The following is a 20,495-nucleotide window of genomic DNA, read 5'->3' on the forward strand; positions in this document are numbered from 1 at the left end:
TTCCTCCGGTATTAGTTTCCTCCCCAGAGCTCAACACGGTTCTGAACAAGCTTAGTAAATTCTCTTTCCGCTTCTTCAATAGCATCCGTACTAATTTCATCCATAAACTGATCATAGATTTCATCAAATTGGTCTGGACTAGCTAAAATGACCTGTGGGATTCTCGTAAACATCACATCTTGTGCTCGTTGGAATGGCACAGCAATTGGTGAATTGGCACCATAATTAATTTCCCAAGCAGCACCATATGGTCTTGGTCGGAATTCATCCTCTTGTGGAAATAAATCCTTCCAAATTTCTGCTCCATAAGCGGCTAAGACTTCCTTTTCTACTTCTGTATAATCCTCAATTAATGTTTCTGGTGTATTGATTGTAAACGGTTGTCCTGCTGAATCTAAGACACCATTTCCATAATGAGGACCATAAGCTTTATAAACATTAATTCCTGTTCTTTCATTAAATGTGCTATCAGCTCGACGCTCTTCTCGTTGTTCTTCTGTTAAATAACGGTTGCCCTCTTCATCAACTTGATAATGTTCTCCTTCGATTCCCCAGTTGTTTAAAATTTGAGCTTCTTCGCTCGCCATCCAGTCTAAGAATTGAATCGCACGCACTGGATCTGGATTATCGACAGTAATTCCGATCCCCCATGTCGAAAGATACCCAGTAGGTTTAAAGTTCCCGTGTTTATACGTTTCATCTAACGTAACCGGATAAACGCCATGCATTCTGTCAAACTTGCCATCTTCTCGTAGCGCTGTTTGAGTATCGGCAATTGACCACTCGGCATCGATCATACCTAGCACGCGTCCAGAAGAAATTTTAGATTTATATTGATCTTCTTGCTGAACAAAGCTTTCTGGGTCTAATAAGCCTTCTGTGTTCATATGGTTTAACCAACGGAAGTATTCTCTTTCTTCCGGTCTTTTATAGTGTAATTTTGCTTCATAGGTGTCTTGATCAATAAACCATTCCCCATCATCAGGTGCACCTGTTGAAAAGAAAGCAGGATTTGTTACGGAAATTAATAATCTCCAATCATCAGCTAAAAGGGTGAATGGAATCGTAGGTTGACCATCAATTTCTGGGTACATTTCATAATAAGTTCTGATAGCGTTCTCAAAATCTTCTAATGTATTAATCTCAGGGTAACCTAATTCTTCTACGACTGCGTGTTGTAACCAAAATCCATTACCTGGAGTTCTATATTCTTCATCTACTGGATTTGTACCAATGAAATAAATCGAATCATCCTCTTCACTCCATACCATCCGTTCTAAATAATCTCCATAAATTTCTTGAATATTCGGTGCATGTTCTTCAATTAATGGTCTTAAGTCTACCATGGCACCAGCTTCAACTAATAAGTTGCCATCCCCTTTTGGTAACATAAAGTCAGGATAATCTCCACCAGCTGCAAACAAAGAGATTCTCTCCGCTGGATCGCCAATGGCATAATCCGTTTCTAATGTAACACCGGTTGCTTTTAAAATCTCTTGCCCAATCGGTGAATTCATTCCATCCCAATCTGGATTATTATCTGCTGCAAACAAACTAAACGTAATCGGCTCTAAATCACCATCAATTTCAACATCGACAATTGTCTCATTCTCATTGTCAGTTGTAGTATCGGTACCTCCACTACAAGCTACTAAGCTAAAAAATAAACCGATGATAAAAAATAACATAAACCTTTTTCTGTACTTGCTCATCATAAAATAACCCTCCCTTTATTATAAAAAGCTTTGTATATCAACTCGTACCCTTCGTTAAGATGACGAGCCGTTACCGATTTCATTACTTCACTGCCCCTAATGTCATACCTTTTACAAAATATTTCTGTAAAAATGGATAAACAAGTAAGATAGGCACAATCGTTACAATCGTAATCGCCATCCGAACCGATTCTGGTGATACTCGACTTACCAAGTCTGCCCCTTGTCCACCACGGGTAGCGTCAATCCCTGCACTTGTGGCTGTATTTTGTAAAATTTTCATTAATTCATATTGCAACGTTGTTAAAGCAGGGGTTGCACTATTATAAATATAAGTGTCAAACCACATATTCCATTGCATAACGGCAATAAATAAGGCAATTGTTGCTAACACAGGTTTACAAATAGGTAAGATAATTTTCCAATAAATCGTGAAATCATTGGCGCCATCTATTTTAGCTGACTCTTGTAAGGCAGCTGGAAGCGTATCCATAAAGGAACGAATAATGATAATATTCCATGGACTCGCTAAAAGCGGTAAAATATAAATCGCAAATGTGTTAATTAATCCTAAATCACGCATTAACATATAGGTTGGAATTAATCCCCCACTAAAAAACATAGTTAAGACAATAACCGTGGAAACAAATCGTCTTGCTTGAAAGTCTTTTCTCGCCAAAGTATAAGCGACCATTGAACAAACAAATAGACCTAATACAGTCCCAATAACCGTTCTTAAAACAGAGTTTATAAACCCAGTAACCAAACTATCGTACCGCAATATAACCGCATAGTTATCAAACGTCCATTCTCTTGGCCATATATAAATTCCACCCCTTACTGTATCCGTCGATTCATTTAGCGATATAGCAAGAACATTTAAAAATGGGTAGAGCATCACGACAATAACAATCCCCATAAACAAATAATTAAAGTAATCAAAAAGTTTCTCTCCTGGAGTCATTCTATTCAAACCTTTTTTCTTCCTCACGATAGTCACCCCCACTACATAACACTTGTATTTGAATATCGTTTAAATACTCCGTTTGCAATCAACAACAAAACAATACTTACCATCGCATTAAATATGCTAATAGCTGTACCGTAAGAATATCTTCCCATTCCAATACCATAATTCAACGCATATAATTCTAAAACTTCAGAATACTCTCTCACTAGAGAATTTCCTAATAATAATTGTCTTTCAAATCCAATACTAATTAAATTTCCAATCGATAAAATCAAAATGACTAAGATAGTTGGGCGAATTCCAGGTAAGGTAATATGCCATATTCGTCTAAATCGACCAGCTCCATCTACTTTCGCCGCTTCGTATAATTGCGGGTCAACACCTGCCATAGCAGCTAAAAAAATGATAGAGTTCCACCCCATTTGTTTCCAAACATCAGAAGCTGTTAATATATACCAAAACCATTCCCCTTTTGCCATAAACTGTATCGGATTATCAACTATGTTCAAACCTACTAATAAATCATTAATGACTCCACCATCCGTTGAGAGCATCTTTGTTACGATCCCTGCTACAACTACCCATGAGACAAAATGAGGTAAATAAGAAATCGTTTGAACAGATCTTTTAAATATAGAATCTTTTAATTCATTTAAGAAAACGGCAAAAATTATCGGAATCGAAAAACCGGCCACTAATAATAACACACTCATCGCTATCGTATTCCGTAAAACTAAATAAAAATGTGGGTCATTAAATAGTTCAATAAAATGAGCAAATCCTACCCATTCCTGTTCATAAAATGCCCTTCCCGGTCTGAAATCTTGAAAAGCCATCGTCCAGCCCCAAACCGGAAGATAATTAAAAATGAATACATATATGACGACTGGAATTGACATTAAGTATAAGATTTTTTGTTTCTTCATTGTCTCCCAAAAGTTTTTTTTCTTTGGAATAACTACTTTTGATTGCTGTGACTCGACCGAAATTTTCAATGTAATCCCTCCCTCTTTACTCTTCTATCATAGCTAATTTAAAGCATTTCAAATACCCAAATGATTACTACTAAAATCATATAATAATTGGATTAAGAATCCGCTTACATAATTGATTTATAAGGGATTTTTATCGGTTTATAGAATCAAATTATCATCTTTTGTATTTAGACTACACAACAAAGAACCTCTCAAAAAAAGAAGAGGTTCTTTACACGTTATTTTTCTCTTTTCGCCGATAAGTGGACGGCGATAATCCGACATATTTTTTAAACTTGCTATGAAAATAATCTACATTATTATAACCGACTATCTCAGCAACACGATACACTTTAAGACCTTCTAATAATAATTTTTTGGCATTTTTTATTCTCACTTTATCTAGGTACGTATTAAAATATTCTCCCGTATAGCTTTTAAATAACTTTCCTAAATAAGCACTATTATAATTAAAAAGACCTGCAAGCTTTTCTAGTTTTAAATTCTCATGGTAATTATTATTGATTAGGACTAATAATTTTTTTAGTTGATCATCCGCCTGATCATATTTAAATTCTCGATAAACCTCTTCCATTAACAAATTTACAAAACGCTCTAACTCTAAATAATTTTTCAATTGATAAATTTCCAATATCTTCTCGGATGTATTGGAAATAAACGATTCTTTCTCTGGCTTTTCCTTTTGAAGTTTATTCATAACGATTGTTAGGGCATAAACATAATTCTTTTTTACATTTTCTTCGGAATAAGGAACATCCACTAAATCAAAGATGCCTGATAGTGTTGGTTCAACCATATGTAGCTCACCAACTTCTAAGGCCATGTATACTCTATCAATAATATCCTTCATCTGGGTAGAAGATTTTTCCTTTTCTGTTCTGATTAATTCTCGACCCTTTATGAGCAATTGATCTTCTGGAAAGAAAAACTTCTTTTCGATTAAGGTTAAAGCTGTTTTATATGAATCTTTAATTTCACATAACGAATCCACACAATTACCTAAAGCGACGGTATAATTAATATCACTTTTTTTCAATATATCGCTAATTTTTTTGTAAAGCTTTTCAATCACACTCATTTTATAAATATTACAATTAATAATAATGCCTAAATAAGCTTCGTGTAAAAAAAGACTAGCTTCTTTGTCATGAATAACTAAATTCTTTATTTGCTCTTTTATCGTCAAAATCTGAAATATTTCAGGTTTTTTCTCTTCCATTCGAATTAATAGAACTTGATATTTATCCCATTCCATTTCGAATTCTTTTGCTAGATTTTTTCTCTCAGTAGTCATTTTGTCGTACGTACTATTCAGTACATTAGATAAAATAAACATCTCTTTTTTTCGCTCGTTTTCAATTAAGGTTAATTCTTGAACCGTATTCTCTTTATCTAATTCTTGCTTTATTTCCACTAACGCATCTATTAAATTTTCTTCATCTATTGGCTTTAATAAATACCCAGCTACATTGTGTTGAATCGCTTTTTTCGCATAGTTAAAATCGGCATACCCAGTTAAAATTAAACATTGAATTCTTTTATCAAACTCTCGAATATTCTCAATTAACTGTAATCCGTCCATTCCCACCATCCGAATATCAGAAATAATCAAATCGTATTCTTCATCTTTACACATATTCAAGGCGGTCTGACCATCTTGAGCTAATGCTACTACCTGAAAACCATATGCTTCCCAAGGTATAACCACTCTTAAACCTTCCCTAACGGTTGTTTCATCATCAACGATCAATACTTTATACATGAAAACCACCTCTATTTTAGAATGAATGCAATGACATTTTCCAATAAGTTATCTCACATGTAAAAAGAATTAATAAATTTTTTTCATTTTTTTAAGCTCTCTTTAATGGAATTGTAAAAGAAATTCGAGTCCCTTTGTCTTCTTCACTAAAAATAACCAGTCCTTTACCAGTGTTATAAGTTAATAAAATACGTTCATGGACATTCTTTATTCCAATCCTACTCTCCTCTTCCATGTTATCTTCTGTTAATACAAAGAAGATTTCTTCTTTTTTCTTCTCTGATATCCCGATTCCATTGTCAATTACTTGTACAAATAGCTCGTCTCCTCTTATTTTGGTCTCTACAACAATTTTACCGCCTTCAAGTTTACGTTCTAGCCCATGAATAACCGCATTTTCCACCAACGGCTGGATGATTAATGGTGGAATTTCAATATTAAGAGACTCTGAATCTATATTCAACTCATACTCGAGGCGTTCATCAAAACGGAAATTTTGAATTTCTAAATAGGCAGTGACCATATCCATTTCTTGCTTTAACGGAACCATTTTCCCGCCAACTTCTAAACTGATACGCAATAATTTCCCTAATCTTTTCACAACATGGGCAATCTCTTTTTCACCTTTTAAAAGGGTTTTCATTCTGATCGTTTCTAACGTATTGAATAGAAAATGAGGATTAATTTGACTCGCTAACATTTTTAACTTCATTTCATTTTGTCTTTTTTCTAATACATTTTTTTCCTTATTCTTTTGTTCAACTTCCTCTAATAGCTCCTTAATACTTATCGTCATCCGATTGAACTCTTTGGACAATTTCCCGATTTCATCTTCCCCTTCAACTTGAGCGTACGTCGTTAAATTCCCAGCTGCTACCGTTTGGATTTTCTTACTCAATATCGATATTCGTTTAGAAATTAAGTGTGAGACACCATATATTAAGAAAAGGGCGATAATGATACTAATCGAAATCACCATAAAACCTAATCTCTGTAACTTATTAGCACCTTCCATTATTTGAGCATCCGTAATGATCGAAACAATTCTTAAGTCATTCACACTATTTGGGACCCTAATAGCATCCACCATAATATGAGAAGGATCATTGAATACGACATCTTGAAATGTCCCCAATTCACCTTTTATTAATTTAGGCGATATGGTAAGAGCCTCTAAATTATTTCCTAATAGCTCGCCTACATTCGTAGCGACGATATTATTTTTAGCATCTAAGAACAAAATAGGAAGACTTTCTTGTGACAGAATAAAGTTAAGATAATTTGTATTTATATCCACAGCTAAAACACCATACGTATTAAATTCTGCAAAATGTATCATTCTTGTAATGCTAAAATTGTTCTTGATGCCTCTTATTTCATCTTCAATAACTCCCCAACTCATTAATCCACTATTTGCTATCGCTTCTTGATACCAATCAGCCTTTAAAATTTCCGCTTTAACAGGAATAAATCTCCAATTATTTAACATTGAATCATTATTTACATAAAATCGAATATTTTCAATTTCATTATAGTAACGAATATTGTTTTCAAAATAATTAAAATTTCTATATGCTTCTACTACTTCATAGACAGAATCATAATTTGTATTAACGATATCTTTTAATCGTTGATCAACCAGGAGAGCGTTAGATACGTATGCTGGTGGGATCAAGGCATCAGAAATTCTCGCTTTTATTCTTGTCATATCCGAAGCCGTTTGCTCAAGAGTACTATCTAAAGCCATCTTCCGTAATTCAGATGTCAAAAAAAGACCCACGATCAGAACAGGAATAAAAACAACTACTAGGAAAGAAAAAATCAGCTTATTTCTTAATTTCATATTATTCACTTTCTTGAGAAAAAATTTCTTCATAAGTGAGCTCCAATGTAGTTAATTTCTAACAGAAAACGCTTTCATTATATAAAAAAACTATATTTATTTTCATTTTATATTAGATAAGCCAAAAAATATACAGCAACAATTTTTAAATAAATCATACAAAAATTTGATATAACCGTAAGCCCGAAATTAAAAAAACTCTTTCAACGAGAAAGAGGAAATCCGATCGCTCCCGGGATGGGGGGCACGCTTGATATCCCTTTCTGGCCAGAGAGTCCTTTTTTTACAGCCTTTTATAAGGGATGAAAAATAACCCTACATCCGATTATTTTTTCAGATCAGTGGTTCTTTAGGTTTCTATTTTACAGGTGGCTTGGATCTTCCGTGACGAGGGCAGATAGGCTTGGTTTGAATACGGGTTTACAAAAAGCCGACCAATTATGTCGATTACTTCTAATTGGCCCGACTTCTATACTTTATAAATTGATATTTATTTCTAATGGCTCATTTTCTAATAGCGTCACCGTTAAATGAGTTTGATCTTTTAAATGAACTAAGTGGGCATGGTTACTAGAAATACTCGCCAGGCCTTCTCTCATTCTTACCTCAATTTGCTGATCCTTTTTAGACTGGAGGACGATTTTCATTTTTTTCATTTCTAGATCCCACTCTAATCTATTTATCTCTACAGCGGTTCGAGTAAGGGCACCTGTTAAACAACCTTTTGTCATCTCTTTTGGGAGTGCAGGTAATAGTTCAATCATACCTGGGTATGAATAAATAAGCATTTCCAATACTAATGTTGGCACGCTACAATTTGCGTCAACATTATAAATTTCACGATTGGGGTTATGTGAAGTGACTAGACTAGAATAAATATAGTCTCCTTCTAAAAGTAGCTTTAAGTTTTCCCTTACTAACTCTTTATTTTTTAAGCGGGCAGCTACAATACCACAATGCATCACCCCATGAGCAGAATAATTTCCTCTTTTTCTCAATTTGAGCGCTTTTTCTGAAGCCTTAAATAATTCAGGCGTTAATTCAGGAGTGATTTCATGCCCCGGCCATACAGGATACAGATGAGAGATGTGGCGATGGTCGTATTGATCATGTAAGTCTTTATGAATCCATTCTTTTAAAGCTCCATCTTCATTGATCATATAATCAGGGAGTTTCTCAAGTTGTATTTTCCATTTTTCGATATTTTCACTCTCTATTTGTAGTTCACTACATATTTGGATTAAGTTTATCAAAAGCTCTTTAGCCACAGCGATATCCATCGTTGCATTTATAGAAGCTTGACTTGTCTGCCAGCCTTGCTGAAGTAATTCTTTTGAAATGACCGGCGTATTTTCTGGAGAATAAGATGGGATAAATAAGCTTTTTCCATGTTCATCTTCTTCCGTTAAAAAATCTTCATAAAACAAGGCAATTTCTTTCATTAAAGGCAGTGCTCTTTCAACAAAAAACTCTTTATCACCGCTAATTTGAAACCATTCAAAAAAGGGCATAACTAACCATTGTGCTCCCGCTGTCCAAAAACCTAGTGGCCAGTCAACGTTAAAATGGGTATGAATATTATGATTGCCATCCGTTTTAGAACCTGCTAAAAAACCCCTACAGCCATACAAAACTTGTGCATTTATTTTCCAATCTGGCGAAATTTTTTCAATAAGGTGAAAATAACCTTCCAATGCTTCTCGCATATTCCCAATCCCACCACATGAAACCGCTAAATTCACATTCGCATCTGTTGTAAAATCCCCACTCCAAGGTGGACGCCAATCGCCTGTCCATAAACCAACTAAATTAGGAGGGTAATCACCAGAGGAACAAATGAAGACGTACCGTCCCATATCAAACATCTTCTGTAAAAGACGCTGGTCCAGCTCTTGGCTCTGATTGAAAAGCAATGACTCGGTCGCCACATCACCTTCATCTGGGGGGCCAATAGACAAACTCATTCGATTAAACATCTCTCCATGAAGCTGTTCATGCTTTTTTAGTAATTCACTATATGCGGTTTCTGCTAATGTCAAAAGTTTTGATTTGAGCTTATTTAACTGTTCTATTTCTTCCTTTTGATAATCACTCAGCGGAATAATTTCAGTAAATACGATAATCTCATTCGCCTCTTCAATGATAAAACGCTCATTCTCTGAACTAATATTTCCCTTTTCTCCTTTTAATAAAATATACGAACTTCCCACATATCCTTTTTGGGAGACGGTATATTTACAAGCAAAGGATAGATGAGCTCCGCAAGTCATCACTTTATACGTTCCACTGCCCTCATGAATTAAATCCTCAATCAAAAGCTCACCATTTAACTTCCCATCCCCTATTGACTTCATCTGAAGAACGGTCACATCATCCGCTCGCGAAATAAATAAGTTACGTTCATAGCCCCCTCGTTCATCTTCCCAGCTTACTTTCACCTCTCCGGTTTCAAAATCAACTGAGCGACGATAGTTTTTAATAACTCCTTGTTCGGATTGATTCCATTTTAGTGCGTATGCGGGATGATAGGCATCCGTCCAAAGAAGAGGATGTCCAGACTTATGAGCAAATAATTCCGCTGCATCTCTAAACTTTCCTCTTTTCATCCTTTCTCTAATTTCACCTAGATATGGGGCTATATGATTATTTTGAACAACCTCTTCATGAAATGGCTCATATAACTTCTCATGATTAAGGATAACCGTTTCATTTAATGGTTGACCATATACTAAAGCACCCATTTTGCCATTCCCTGTTACTAATGCCTCCTCCCACCGTTCTGCCGCTCTTTCACTTACCAATCCTCTCGCCGGAACTTCACTGTTCACTTCTTTTTTTATCACGCTACCTCAACTCCTTTGTTCGAGCGAATTGTAAATTTTAATAACAGAAGTGCCTAATTTTTGTTTTAGATTCACTTTTTTACTTTTTCTAATAACATGACTCCTTGTTTATTTAACTGTATAGTTCCTGATATCTCGCTTCCCGTTAAAAGGTCAACGAACTCTTCCTTCACCTCGAATGAAGTCTCAATGTCATTATGATTTAAAACAAATAAAACGGCTCTTCCTTCTTTACTTCTCTCAGTTACTTCAACTCCACTCGGTGTAACTAGAAGGGAGGTTATCCCTTTTTCTTGACACAAGTTTTCAATGAGACCATTTATAAAAGCCTGCTCTCCACTTGAACCAACATAAATCGCTTTTCCACTCCCATAAGGATTGGACGTAACAACCGGTAAACCTTGATAAAACTCTGAGCCATATTCTGCTATTACGTCAGCTCCTTCCGTATGAATAATGTCAAAGAGAAGATTACAATCATAATGTCCTTCTAGCCTTCCCCACTTTTCCTTCATGACGATTTGATTAAATTGGCTGGGATCAAGAGCATCGATCTCTTCAACCCAAATACCTAGCAGCTTTCGAAGCTTTCCTGGATAGCCCCCTAACGTCACTAGGTCATGTTCATTAACAATTCCACTAAAAAAAGTGGTAATAAACGTTCCTCCTTTTTCCACAAAAGATTCTAGTTTTTCGTGATACTCTTTTTTTACCATATATAAAACAGGAGCTATAACAAGGTCATATTTACTAAGGTCATCCTCTGTGCTAACAATATCAACTGGAATGTTTAACTCATACAGTGCGGCATAATATTTATGTACCTCTTTAACATAATCTAACGACACAGAAGGTCCACTCGATAACTCAATCGCCCAACGATTTTCCCAGTCATAAACAATTGCTACCTTTGCCTCTATCCTCGAATCGATAAAAACATCTGATAACTGCTGTAACTCTTTTCCTAAGTCGGCTGTCTCCCTAAAAACCCTCGTGCGCTCATGTCCAACATGTTCAATCACAGCACCATGGAATTTTTCACAAGCTCCGATAGAACGTCTTAATTGAAAGAACATGACCGTATCTGCCCCATGAGCCATCGCTTGATAACTCCATAATCTCATCACACCTGGACGCTTTAAGGCATTATACGGTTGCCAATTTTGTTGGCTCGGCGTTTGTTCCATTAACATAAATGGTTGACCATTTTTCAATCCACGCATCAAATCATGGGTCATCGCTGTCAGACTAACAGGCGTATCGATTCCTGGATAACTATCCCATGAAACGACATCCATTTCTTTTCCCCACTTAAAATAATCCAACTCTGGATAGGTCCCCATTAAATTGGTCGTAACCGGAAGATCTGGTGTATGTTTTTTTAAAGCGTTATGCTCCAATTTATAACACTCTAATAAACTTTCAGATTGAAAAATTCGATAGTCTAATGAAATACCTTGAAACGCACTCACATTCCCTTCGCCTTCTTCACTTAAAGCATTTGGAACGACAATTTCGTCCCATTCATAAAAGGTATGTCCCCAAAATCTCGTATTCCATGTTTGGTTTAGCTTTTCTAAACTCCCATATTTTTTCTGTAACCATTGTCGAAAACCATTCGTACAATTTTCACAATAACAGTAACCCCCATATTCATTTGAAACATGCCAAATTAAAACAGCTGGATGCCCTTTATATCTTTCACCTAATTGATCAGCCATTTTTTCTGAATACTCTCGATAAGTGGGACTGCTCGGACAAGAGTTATGTCTACCTCCAAATGTTCTTTTTCTTCCATAAAAATCAACCCGCCGTACGTCAGGATACTTCTTTGCCATCCAGGCGGGATGAGCAGCCGTACTTGTAGCTAAACATGTATAAATCCCTTGTTCATAAAGCCGATTAATATGAGCATCTAAATTTATAAAATGATAAGTGTCTTCATTAGGTTGATTGAGTGCCCAAGAAAATACATTCAAAGTCACTATATCAATCCCTGCCTTTTTAAACATTCGAATATCTTCTTCCCATACAGCAGGGTCATCCCACTGTTCAGGATTATAATCACCACCGTACCAAACCTTCGGGAGTTTACGACTTATCATTGATTTAACCTCCATTGTTAATGTCATGCTTTTCATTAGATAGAGATGGTTGGCTTCCAAGTGTAATCACATTGGAAGCTCCTTTTCCCTACATTTCAAACGATTGTCTCCTCTTTAAGTAAACAGTAAGCGCCGCTCCTAATATGAACAATAGTCCTCCAAGCAGAAGATAATTAAATACATTCGTAGCCGTATTTGGCAGGATGTCTCCGCCCTTTTTGTCTACCGCTCCTCCTCCACTAGACCCTTCTTCTTCATTGTTATTAGTTGAGGAAATTTCTTCTTCTTTTTCCTTCTCTTTCTGCCATTCCTCAATGATAGTTTTTAATCTATTTAATTCACTTTCCATTTCTTGAATCTGATTTAAGGCTTGTGCAAATTCCAAACTGTTCAGCTCTTCCTCCAGAAATCTTTGAAACTCCTCCAGTTTCCTTTTTATTTCAGAGATTTCAGCTGTCTCATCTAAACTTTCGATTTGACTGAGAAGAGAACTAATTTGTTCTTGCAATTCCTTTACTTTCTGTTGTAATTCTTTTATTTGCTCCTCTTTTTGATCTTCTTCAACTGAATCATTTTCTTCCTCTAAATCTGGTACTGGATTTTCCTCCTCAGTTTCTGGTGGTGTCTTTTCATCCTCTGAAACAAATATACCGACAATCTCATCACCATTTTTTGTAAGTTGATAACTTAAAGTCTCACCACTCCAAAAATAGAAGGTAAGATTTACGTCCCCATCATTTAATTCATCGAAAAAACGACCATAAGGAAAACTGATTTCGTTTTTTTCATAATCTGGTGAAAACGCATAGCCAAATTCTTTAAATGTCGTCCAATCATGTGGTCCAGCTGCACTTCCATCTGGATAAATCGCTTCCATTGTTTGTAGGGCATCACCATTAAATTGAGTAGGAATGACATAATCACTTGTGTTACCTTCTGAATTCTCCAAAACAGGAGTATCATACACAATGACCTTAATATACCAATCAGCCCCTTGATTAAACGTCGCGGTTAACAGAGCATTCTCACCTAATGAGTCAGCTGACGTTAGCTCTTCTAATAAATTGGCTTTTACGATTAATTGTTGACCATCTAAAACATAATCTTCTCCCTCTATCAATGGTTGCCCTTCCAAAAGTAAAGACACAAATTCATTTCCATTCAGATTAAGTTCAAGGCTTCTATCCTCTATATCCTCTCCCGAATGTAAATAAAGAAAATTCGCTTCGGCTGTGGCAGAACGCGACTCCCAACTAGCCCTCATCATGTCATAGAGCTCTTGATCAGCCCATTCAAACGTCGTACGTCCAAAATGTTGACCGTTGTCCCAAAGCATATGGATTATTTCTTTTTCTTGTGCATAATGAATCATAAATTCAAAAAACTTCAATTTTTCTCCTTGCTGAACGACTCCTGTATGTGTATCGAAGCCTAATAACCCATACTCTCCTAATACAACTGGAATACCATTGGCTGTAAATTTATCTGCTACCCGATCAAATGTCTCCATAATATGATTTTTTACTTCATTATCAAAATGAGTATAGCCGGCCACATTGACACTAAACGGCCAAAATCCATAAAAGTGAACAGTAGAAATTAAATATGGATCATCTAGTTCGATAATCGTTTCATATAAATGCTCCAATTCCTCTATATGATCAGGACTCGAATCTAAGGTCGGTAAAACCAACGGGCGTCTATCATTATGACCACCCGATTCTCGAACAATGTCATAAAAAGAAGTATTTAGGTCATATAAAAAGCCTCTTTTTTCTTCCTCTGTCCCCCAAAACCTTGGTTCGTTAATACTCTCAAACATCAGTTCTAGCGGATAATCTTTAAAATGAGCAGATAATTGCTGCCATATCTCTTGAAAACGAGTGAAGGACTCATCATATTCTTCATACATACCAGACTCTAACCAAATCCAAGAGTCATGATGTACATTAATCATGACATATAAACCTTCCTCTAAAGACCAGTCAACTGCTTGTGTAATTCTATTAAGAAAATCCTCTTTAATTGTATAATCAGGCCCTTCAGCCATACGCTGATCAAACGTTAGAGGAATTCGAATACTTTTAAAGCCTTGAGCGGTAATCTCTTTGATTAATTCCTTTGATACAAATGGATTGCCCCAGGCTGTTTCATCCTCCCCAACTGCATCAAATGTATTTCCTAAATTCCATCCTGGTTGCATCTCTTCTACATATTGTTGAATATCCACCTCTTGTTTGTCTTCATTGAATGCAAAACTTGTTTCCACCAAAAACATACTTATAACAAGTACCGCTGCTAATATGCTCATGCTAGTTTTCCAAAGGAGTCTTCCTCTACCAATATTACCCATTACATTCATTCTCCAAATATCCTCCTTTTACTATTAACTATCACACTGACAAAACAAAAAGGGTGATAACAAAATTCTTTCTACCATCCTAACTAGCTAAAACCTCCTTTTACAGCCTTAAATTAAAACGCTTTCATATTAAAAATAACATAGGCGAAATAACCAAAAAACCGGATTAATTAGAGGCAAAACTATATAAAAAATAGTGATAAACCTCAAACAGGAAAAAATCGATTTTAATCTTTCCCTTTAATCGTTTTTTCTATAATAAAAACACCTCCAATTATTGTCCTAACAATTGAGGTCTCATTCATCCGTATAGTCATTAAATTCATTTCTTCTGTACTAAAAAAGAGCCCCTATAATTTAGGAAGCTCTTCTGTTTTCACCGCTGTTTTTTGCCAAAGACGATAGCAACCATATACGACCGCTAAGAAAATGGCATAGGCTCCAGCTATTAATAAGATTTGACTAGGGTTATGAACAAAGGAATTTCCAACCGTTGCAAACAAGATCATCGCCGGAACTTTCCCTAAGGATGAAGCAATCGCATAGGATAGAAACCGAACTTGACTTAAGGCCGAGTAGATATTGACGATAATGGATGGAATGACTGGGATTAATCGTGTCATAAAAATCGTCATAAAAGCATTTTGTTCAAAAAGTCTCGTCACCTTTGCTAATGAACGATACCGATTCAAAAGCTGAATTCCCCAATCCTGATATCCATATCGGACAAAAACAAACATTATAATAGAAGCAAGTGAAGAACCAATCCACGTGACCGCACTTCCTAAAACCCCACCATAAGCAGCTCCTAATAACGCTCCGATGATCGGATACGGAATAATTGGAAATAGGGCAAACAATGTAGCCAACACCATCGTTAATAAGACAAATTGCGTTCCACCCTCTTGTAACCAAACAAGCAGCCCTTCTCCATATACAAAAATAGATAAAGCCACTAATAAATATATAAATATAATGATTATTTTACGGTTCATAAAAGAATCTCCCATCTTCAAACTCCCTTTATTTTCTCACAAAACGAAGGAGAGTAAAGAGAAATGAATAAATGTTCGATTCATTTTCAGAATTCGACAGGTGACTATCACTTGTCGAACTACCTCTTTTTTGAGGGTGGAGAGGGCAGGAGTAGATTTTGGGAGTCATTGAAGCCGAAGCGAGTGAATTAGGAGGTGCAAAGGGAATCAAAGAGCCGCAATGAATCCCAACGCCATCAACTAAAAGTGTCAAAGGGAATCATAGGCCACCAATGAATCCCAAAGCCATCAACTAAAAGTTTCAAAGGGAATCAATGGCCAGCAATGAGTCCCAACGCCATCATATAAAAGTCGCAAAGGGAATCATAGGGCACCAATGAGTCCCGAAGCCATCACATAAAAGTCGCAAAGGGAATCATAAGGCACCAATGAATCCCAAAGCCATCATATAAAAGTCGCAAAGGGAATCATAGGGCACCAATGAATCCCGAAGCCATCATATAAAAGTCGCAAAGGGAATCATAAGGCACCAATGAATCCCGAAGCCATCATATAAAAGTCGCAAAGGGAATCATAAGGCACCAATGAATCCCGAAGCCATCATATAAAAGTCGCAAAGGGAATCATAAGGCACCAATGAATCCCGAAGCCATCATATAAAAGTCGCAAAGGGAATCATAAGGCACCAATGAATCCCGAAGCCATCATATAAAAGTCGCAAAGGGAATCATAGGCCCCAGAAGCCAAAAGCCAGCGAATCAGAGCAGTGAATTTTCGACAAGATCAACTGTCAACTGCCGAATTTACTTCCTATTTAATTCAGTTTTTAACTTCTCTTTTATTCGCTCTACTTTTTTCACTTTTTTAAAGGTCAGGCATGAAATTAAAGTAACGATGATAAGCGTCCATTCTTTTTCTTCACGATTTTGTTCCAAGATTTTTTCCATAAGTTACTCACCTCTCAAATTATTTATTCAGCGCTATCGCTTCATGAATAAGGGAAGTATACAAATCTGGCCTAATATCCTCTATTTTTTTCACCTGAATATGGCGCATATCTTTTCCCGTTCCTTGAAGTACTCCTTCAGTGTCACTAAGTTTTGAGCCTTGGTAAAAGCCAAGGTTTACGTGGTTTTTGGCAGGTGCTAAGTAACAAACAAGTCCATCTTGAGCATAACTCGGCTTTGACCATTTCACTTCTTCTACTAGCTCAGGCGATGCCTCCCATATAGTCTTTCTCAAACTCAATGTTATTTCCTGAATATGTTCTGGAAGCTTTTCGATTAATTCCGTTACCTTTACATTTTCTCTCGTATTCATTGTCACCCTCCTTTATACCTCTTCTTGAATCCCAAAAAAACTTTCACTCTTATTTACTCTATAGCACCTATAGTACCATAAAAAAACATTTATGCATTAAACTAACACACCTCTCAACAAATCTTAAAGATGCTATCTCAAAAACTCAAATTGAAGAGAGCTCATCACTATTCTTATCCGACGGAAGACCCCTCATTCACAATCACTTAGTAAAGATAGCCTTTCATGTTAAAATAATGTGAACAATCAATTTATTACTATTATTTTAAAAATACCTACCTACTAAAAGGAGCTGTTGAGATGTTTAAAACTGACATTATCGTACGTTTTAATGATTGTGACTCTTTAGGTCATGTGAACAACGCTACATACTTTACCTATTTTGAAGAAGGAAGAACAGGACTTTTTCAAATTTTCAACCCTACTTTAGAAATCAGTTCTTGGAATCTGATTTTGGCTTCTACCAAATGTGATTATTTACATGAAGTTGTCTATGGCCAACAGCTCACCGTTTATACATGGGTGAGCCGACTTGGAAACTCAAGCTTTGATGTTGAACATGCGATACAGGATGAGGATAAAAACTGGGTTGCACGTGGTAAAGCAATACTAGCTTGTTACAATTTTGATAATAAGAAAGCAACACCATTAACTAATGAAATCCGTGAAAAGCTTCTCAACTATCAGACAGCTCCTAGTGGTGCTCCGGAACTAGCATAGAATGAATGGTATCCCTAAAATTAAAATGGCAGGCATAGAGGTTAGCTCTATACTTGCCATTATTTAAATTTATAAAACAGAGATTAAACAATCTCAATTCCTATCTCGTTACTTGTTAATCTTTCTACCCTTATGGTAATATACCTTATCTCGTTCGCCAATTTCCCGTAACACCTTGCAAGGGTTTCCAACGGCTACCACATTGGCTGGTATGTCTTTTGTAACCACACTCCCTGCACCAATAACCGAATTTTCACCAATCGTGATGCCTGGAAGTACAACAGAATTTGCTCCTATCCACACATTATCTTTAATGGTAACAGCTAAGTTGAATTGCATTTTCATCTTTCTCAAATCAGAATCAATCGGATGACCAGTAGTAGCAATCGTCACATTCGGTCCGAACATCACATCATTCCCTACATAAACAGGTGCATCGTCGACAAGCGTTAAGTTAAAATTAGCGTAAACACCATTTCCAAAATGTGTATTCGATCCCCAATTCGCCCTTAAAGGAGGCTCTACATAACAATCAGCCCCACATTCCGCTAATAACGTTTTTAATAAGCTTTCACGTTTAGCAGATTCAGAAGGTCTCGTTTGATTAAAATCATATAAAAGCTCATTCCACTTCTGTTGTTCACTCATTAATTCATTTTCTGTCGGGTCGTACAGCTCACCACTCAACATTTTTTCTTTACTATTCATTTCTACTTCTCCTTCACAGCTTTTTTTTATACTTCTTTATTTTTCACACTATCGAACTCTCTTTATCACTTTTCAGAATTTTTTTATTCGGTAAAAACACAAATTTTGCATCAACAAGAATATGTAAAAGAATAGGTGAACATAAACTTCCCGTCTGTACAAAAAGAAAGAAAAAAACAGCTCCTAAATAGGCAGTGAGCATCACACCACGAAAAATAATTTCTTCACAAAACCCTACTGTAATAGCAACTAAAAGAAAAAGGACACGCTCACCAAAAGTCGATGGTAATAAAATGACATTTATTACCTCTTCTTATCTGAAGCATATTCAAAGTACATCTCTATATTACCATATTCAACCAAGTTACTACTTACTTATAGCACTTAACAAGTTTCTTCATTAAAAGAAAAAGGCATCCCTCCTTCATGAAGAAACGCCTCCCTATTACGAAATCACTTATCTTCTTTTTTTAGCAACCGATACATATATTGGTCAACGTATCGAGTAGATTAAAAATCTAAACTCTTGATCTACCATTAGCCCTTATAACCCCTAAAGGAGTCCTTTTTAATTTTTGATTTCTTTATATTATTTGTTTTTAATAAATCAGAAATTGATTGTACCATCTTCTTTGACCCTGCAATAAAATATTGACTATCGTTTCCTTGTTTAGTTGTATATTGCGTTATTTCTTCAAACAATAAATCTCTTTGCTGAAGATACTGGACTTCAATATCTTCACTATTTTCAACAATATTATCTAACTCTGATTTATATAAGAAGGCACCTGTACTATCCATATATAAAAGAGTACATTTAATGTCACTTTTGCTCAACTGCAAGTCTTTAAGCATCGCTCTAAATGGTGTAATTCCAAGTCCACCTGCAATAATAAGATTATTTTTTTCCTGAGCGTTAAAATACATTGGTCCAATGGGGCCACGCATATTCATTGTCATCCCCGGTTCAAGCTCATACATAGCTTGTTTAAAATCACTCGGTGTATCCGTAATTTGCATGGAAATTTGTATTTTCCCTTCCCTAGGTGTGGAAGCGACACTAAAAGGTCTCGTAGCTTTCTTAATTTTTTTATGAGATATTTCAAAAATTCCGTGTTGACCTGCTTTCCAATTTACATCAGGAGCCTTTTCCAAAATAAATGTATATACATTGTTTTTTTCCGCTACTTTTTCTTTCAACGTAAGCTCTTTTTTCTTAAAAGCCGGCTTGATATCTTCAAAGAAACCCATTTCAACATCTCCTCTTATTATATAAATTTTTCTTTATTTTTTTGTGCAAACTCTTTAAATGAAGATGGCTGCTTATCTGTCAACTCCATAAAGTCATTTGTGATTGATTGTGCCGTCCCTATTCTTGTCATAAAATATAGCATTAGGGTAATATTCACATAACTCTTAGCCAACCCACGCTTTTTAACATAATGATTTCTATATTTTAAAAAGCCAGGTCTTGTATAAAGAATTTTATGGCCAGTAATTTCAGTCAGGATTGTGGCAATTTGGTCATAATTAAGAGCTTCGGCCCCTGTAATAGTGTAAGAAGTATCCTTATATTTTTCTGGTTGATGGAGAACCGTCGCCACCGCAAGACCAACATCTTCTGCATCAACAAAACTTGTTTTACTTTTTCCTGCGGGGATAAAGATTTGGTTCAGTTCTCTAATCTCTACCGCATGGATTCCTGATATATTTTGCATAAAAAAACCAGGACGAATATGTGAATAGTGAAAGCCTTTCGCTTCAATATATTTCTCGATTTTATGGTGGGGTGGGAATTTGTTATTTTCAATTCCCATTAAAGATAAAAAAGAGACAAACTTTATATTGTGCTTTTTCATGGCATCAATAAACGGATACATTTGCTCAGGTTTACCTAAATATGGCGGCCGCATTAAAAAGACCCGATCAATACCTTTTAATGCCTCGCTAAATGTATGAGGGTCTGTAAAATCTAAGACGACCTTACATACACTATCACTAAACAACCGCTCTAATTTCTCTAAGTCTGTTCCTGCTACTACGACCTGTTCCCCTAACCTTAATAATTTCTGAGTAACAAATCTTCCAACATTTCCTGAAGCTCCTGTAACAAGAACTTTCATATTTATCTCTCCTTGCACATAAGTTGGTTTAATC

General features: G+C 35.9%; 15 protein-coding genes. 1 reads left to right on the forward strand and 14 read right to left on the reverse strand.

The genetic code is table 11. The features are described 5' to 3' along the window. Positions 1 to 11: 11 nt before the first annotated feature. From AA0017_RS16030 to AA0017_RS16080, 11 genes are all read right to left on the reverse strand, one after another. On the reverse strand, positions 12 to 1,715 hold the full coding sequence (locus tag AA0017_RS16030; protein WP_413376054.1) for an ABC transporter substrate-binding protein: 1,704 nt from the start codon (positions 1,713 to 1,715) through the stop codon (positions 12 to 14). Between the two features lie 82 nt (positions 1,716 to 1,797). Beyond that, positions 1,798 to 2,679 carry a carbohydrate ABC transporter permease gene (locus AA0017_RS16035; RefSeq protein WP_413382642.1) on the reverse strand — a complete coding sequence of 294 codons (882 nt, stop codon included), beginning with the start codon at positions 2,677 to 2,679 and terminating at the stop codon, positions 1,798 to 1,800. A 41-nt stretch (positions 2,680 to 2,720) separates the two neighbouring features. Continuing rightward, entirely contained in the window at positions 2,721 to 3,680 is a 960-nt protein-coding gene (locus AA0017_RS16040) for an ABC transporter permease (RefSeq protein WP_413376056.1), read from the reverse strand. A 211-nt stretch (positions 3,681 to 3,891) separates the two neighbouring features. Beyond that, positions 3,892 to 5,442, reverse strand: coding sequence for a response regulator transcription factor (locus tag AA0017_RS16045; protein ID WP_413376058.1), 1,551 nt, complete (start codon positions 5,440 to 5,442; stop codon positions 3,892 to 3,894). A gap of 91 nt (positions 5,443 to 5,533) precedes the next feature. Beyond that, positions 5,534 to 7,318: a sensor histidine kinase gene (locus AA0017_RS16050; protein WP_413376060.1), complete on the reverse strand. Its 1,785-nt coding sequence runs from the start codon at positions 7,316 to 7,318 to the stop codon at positions 5,534 to 5,536. Between the two features lie 443 nt (positions 7,319 to 7,761). Next, positions 7,762 to 10,128, reverse strand: coding sequence for a glycosyl hydrolase family 95 catalytic domain-containing protein (locus AA0017_RS16055; RefSeq protein ID WP_413376063.1), 2,367 nt, complete (start codon positions 10,126 to 10,128; stop codon positions 7,762 to 7,764). A 71-nt stretch (positions 10,129 to 10,199) separates the two neighbouring features. Next, positions 10,200 to 12,233 carry a beta-galactosidase gene (locus AA0017_RS16060; protein ID WP_413376065.1) on the reverse strand — a complete coding sequence of 678 codons (2,034 nt, stop codon included), beginning with the start codon at positions 12,231 to 12,233 and terminating at the stop codon, positions 10,200 to 10,202. An 88-nt stretch (positions 12,234 to 12,321) separates the two neighbouring features. Next, entirely contained in the window at positions 12,322 to 14,595 is a 2,274-nt protein-coding gene (locus tag AA0017_RS16065; RefSeq protein ID WP_413376067.1) for a cellulase family glycosylhydrolase, read from the reverse strand. 350 nt (positions 14,596 to 14,945) lie between these two features. Beyond that, positions 14,946 to 15,590 carry a TVP38/TMEM64 family protein gene (locus tag AA0017_RS16070; protein WP_413376069.1) on the reverse strand — a complete coding sequence of 215 codons (645 nt, stop codon included), beginning with the start codon at positions 15,588 to 15,590 and terminating at the stop codon, positions 14,946 to 14,948. Between the two features lie 803 nt (positions 15,591 to 16,393). Then, a complete protein-coding gene (locus AA0017_RS16075) occupies positions 16,394 to 16,537 on the reverse strand; it encodes a hypothetical protein (RefSeq protein WP_413376071.1) in 144 nt (47 codons plus the stop codon). A 19-nt stretch (positions 16,538 to 16,556) separates the two neighbouring features. Further along, positions 16,557 to 16,910: a DUF1801 domain-containing protein gene (locus tag AA0017_RS16080; protein WP_413376073.1), complete on the reverse strand. Its 354-nt coding sequence runs from the start codon at positions 16,908 to 16,910 to the stop codon at positions 16,557 to 16,559. Positions 16,911 to 17,210: 300 nt separating this feature from the next. Between AA0017_RS16080 and AA0017_RS16085 the strand changes: the two genes are divergently transcribed. Continuing rightward, positions 17,211 to 17,630, forward strand: coding sequence for an acyl-CoA thioesterase (locus AA0017_RS16085; RefSeq protein ID WP_413376075.1), 420 nt, complete (start codon positions 17,211 to 17,213; stop codon positions 17,628 to 17,630). 108 nt (positions 17,631 to 17,738) lie between these two features. Here the strand turns inward: AA0017_RS16085 and AA0017_RS16090 are convergent, their stop codons facing one another. The 3 genes from AA0017_RS16090 to AA0017_RS16100 all read right to left on the reverse strand — a co-directional run bounded on the left by AA0017_RS16090 (position 17,739) and on the right by AA0017_RS16100 (position 20,461). Next, positions 17,739 to 18,338: a sugar O-acetyltransferase gene (locus tag AA0017_RS16090; protein ID WP_413376077.1), complete on the reverse strand. Its 600-nt coding sequence runs from the start codon at positions 18,336 to 18,338 to the stop codon at positions 17,739 to 17,741. A gap of 537 nt (positions 18,339 to 18,875) precedes the next feature. Further along, a complete protein-coding gene (locus AA0017_RS16095; RefSeq protein WP_413376079.1) occupies positions 18,876 to 19,538 on the reverse strand; it encodes an FAD-dependent oxidoreductase in 663 nt (220 codons plus the stop codon). 68 nt (positions 19,539 to 19,606) lie between these two features. Next, positions 19,607 to 20,461: an NmrA family NAD(P)-binding protein gene (locus tag AA0017_RS16100; RefSeq protein ID WP_413376081.1), complete on the reverse strand. Its 855-nt coding sequence runs from the start codon at positions 20,459 to 20,461 to the stop codon at positions 19,607 to 19,609. Positions 20,462 to 20,495 lie beyond the last annotated feature (34 nt).

The sequence above is a fragment of the Alkalihalobacillus phoenicis genome, assembly GCF_047302405.1.
Lineage (GTDB): Bacteria > Bacillota > Bacilli > Bacillales > Bacillaceae_D > Alkalihalobacillus.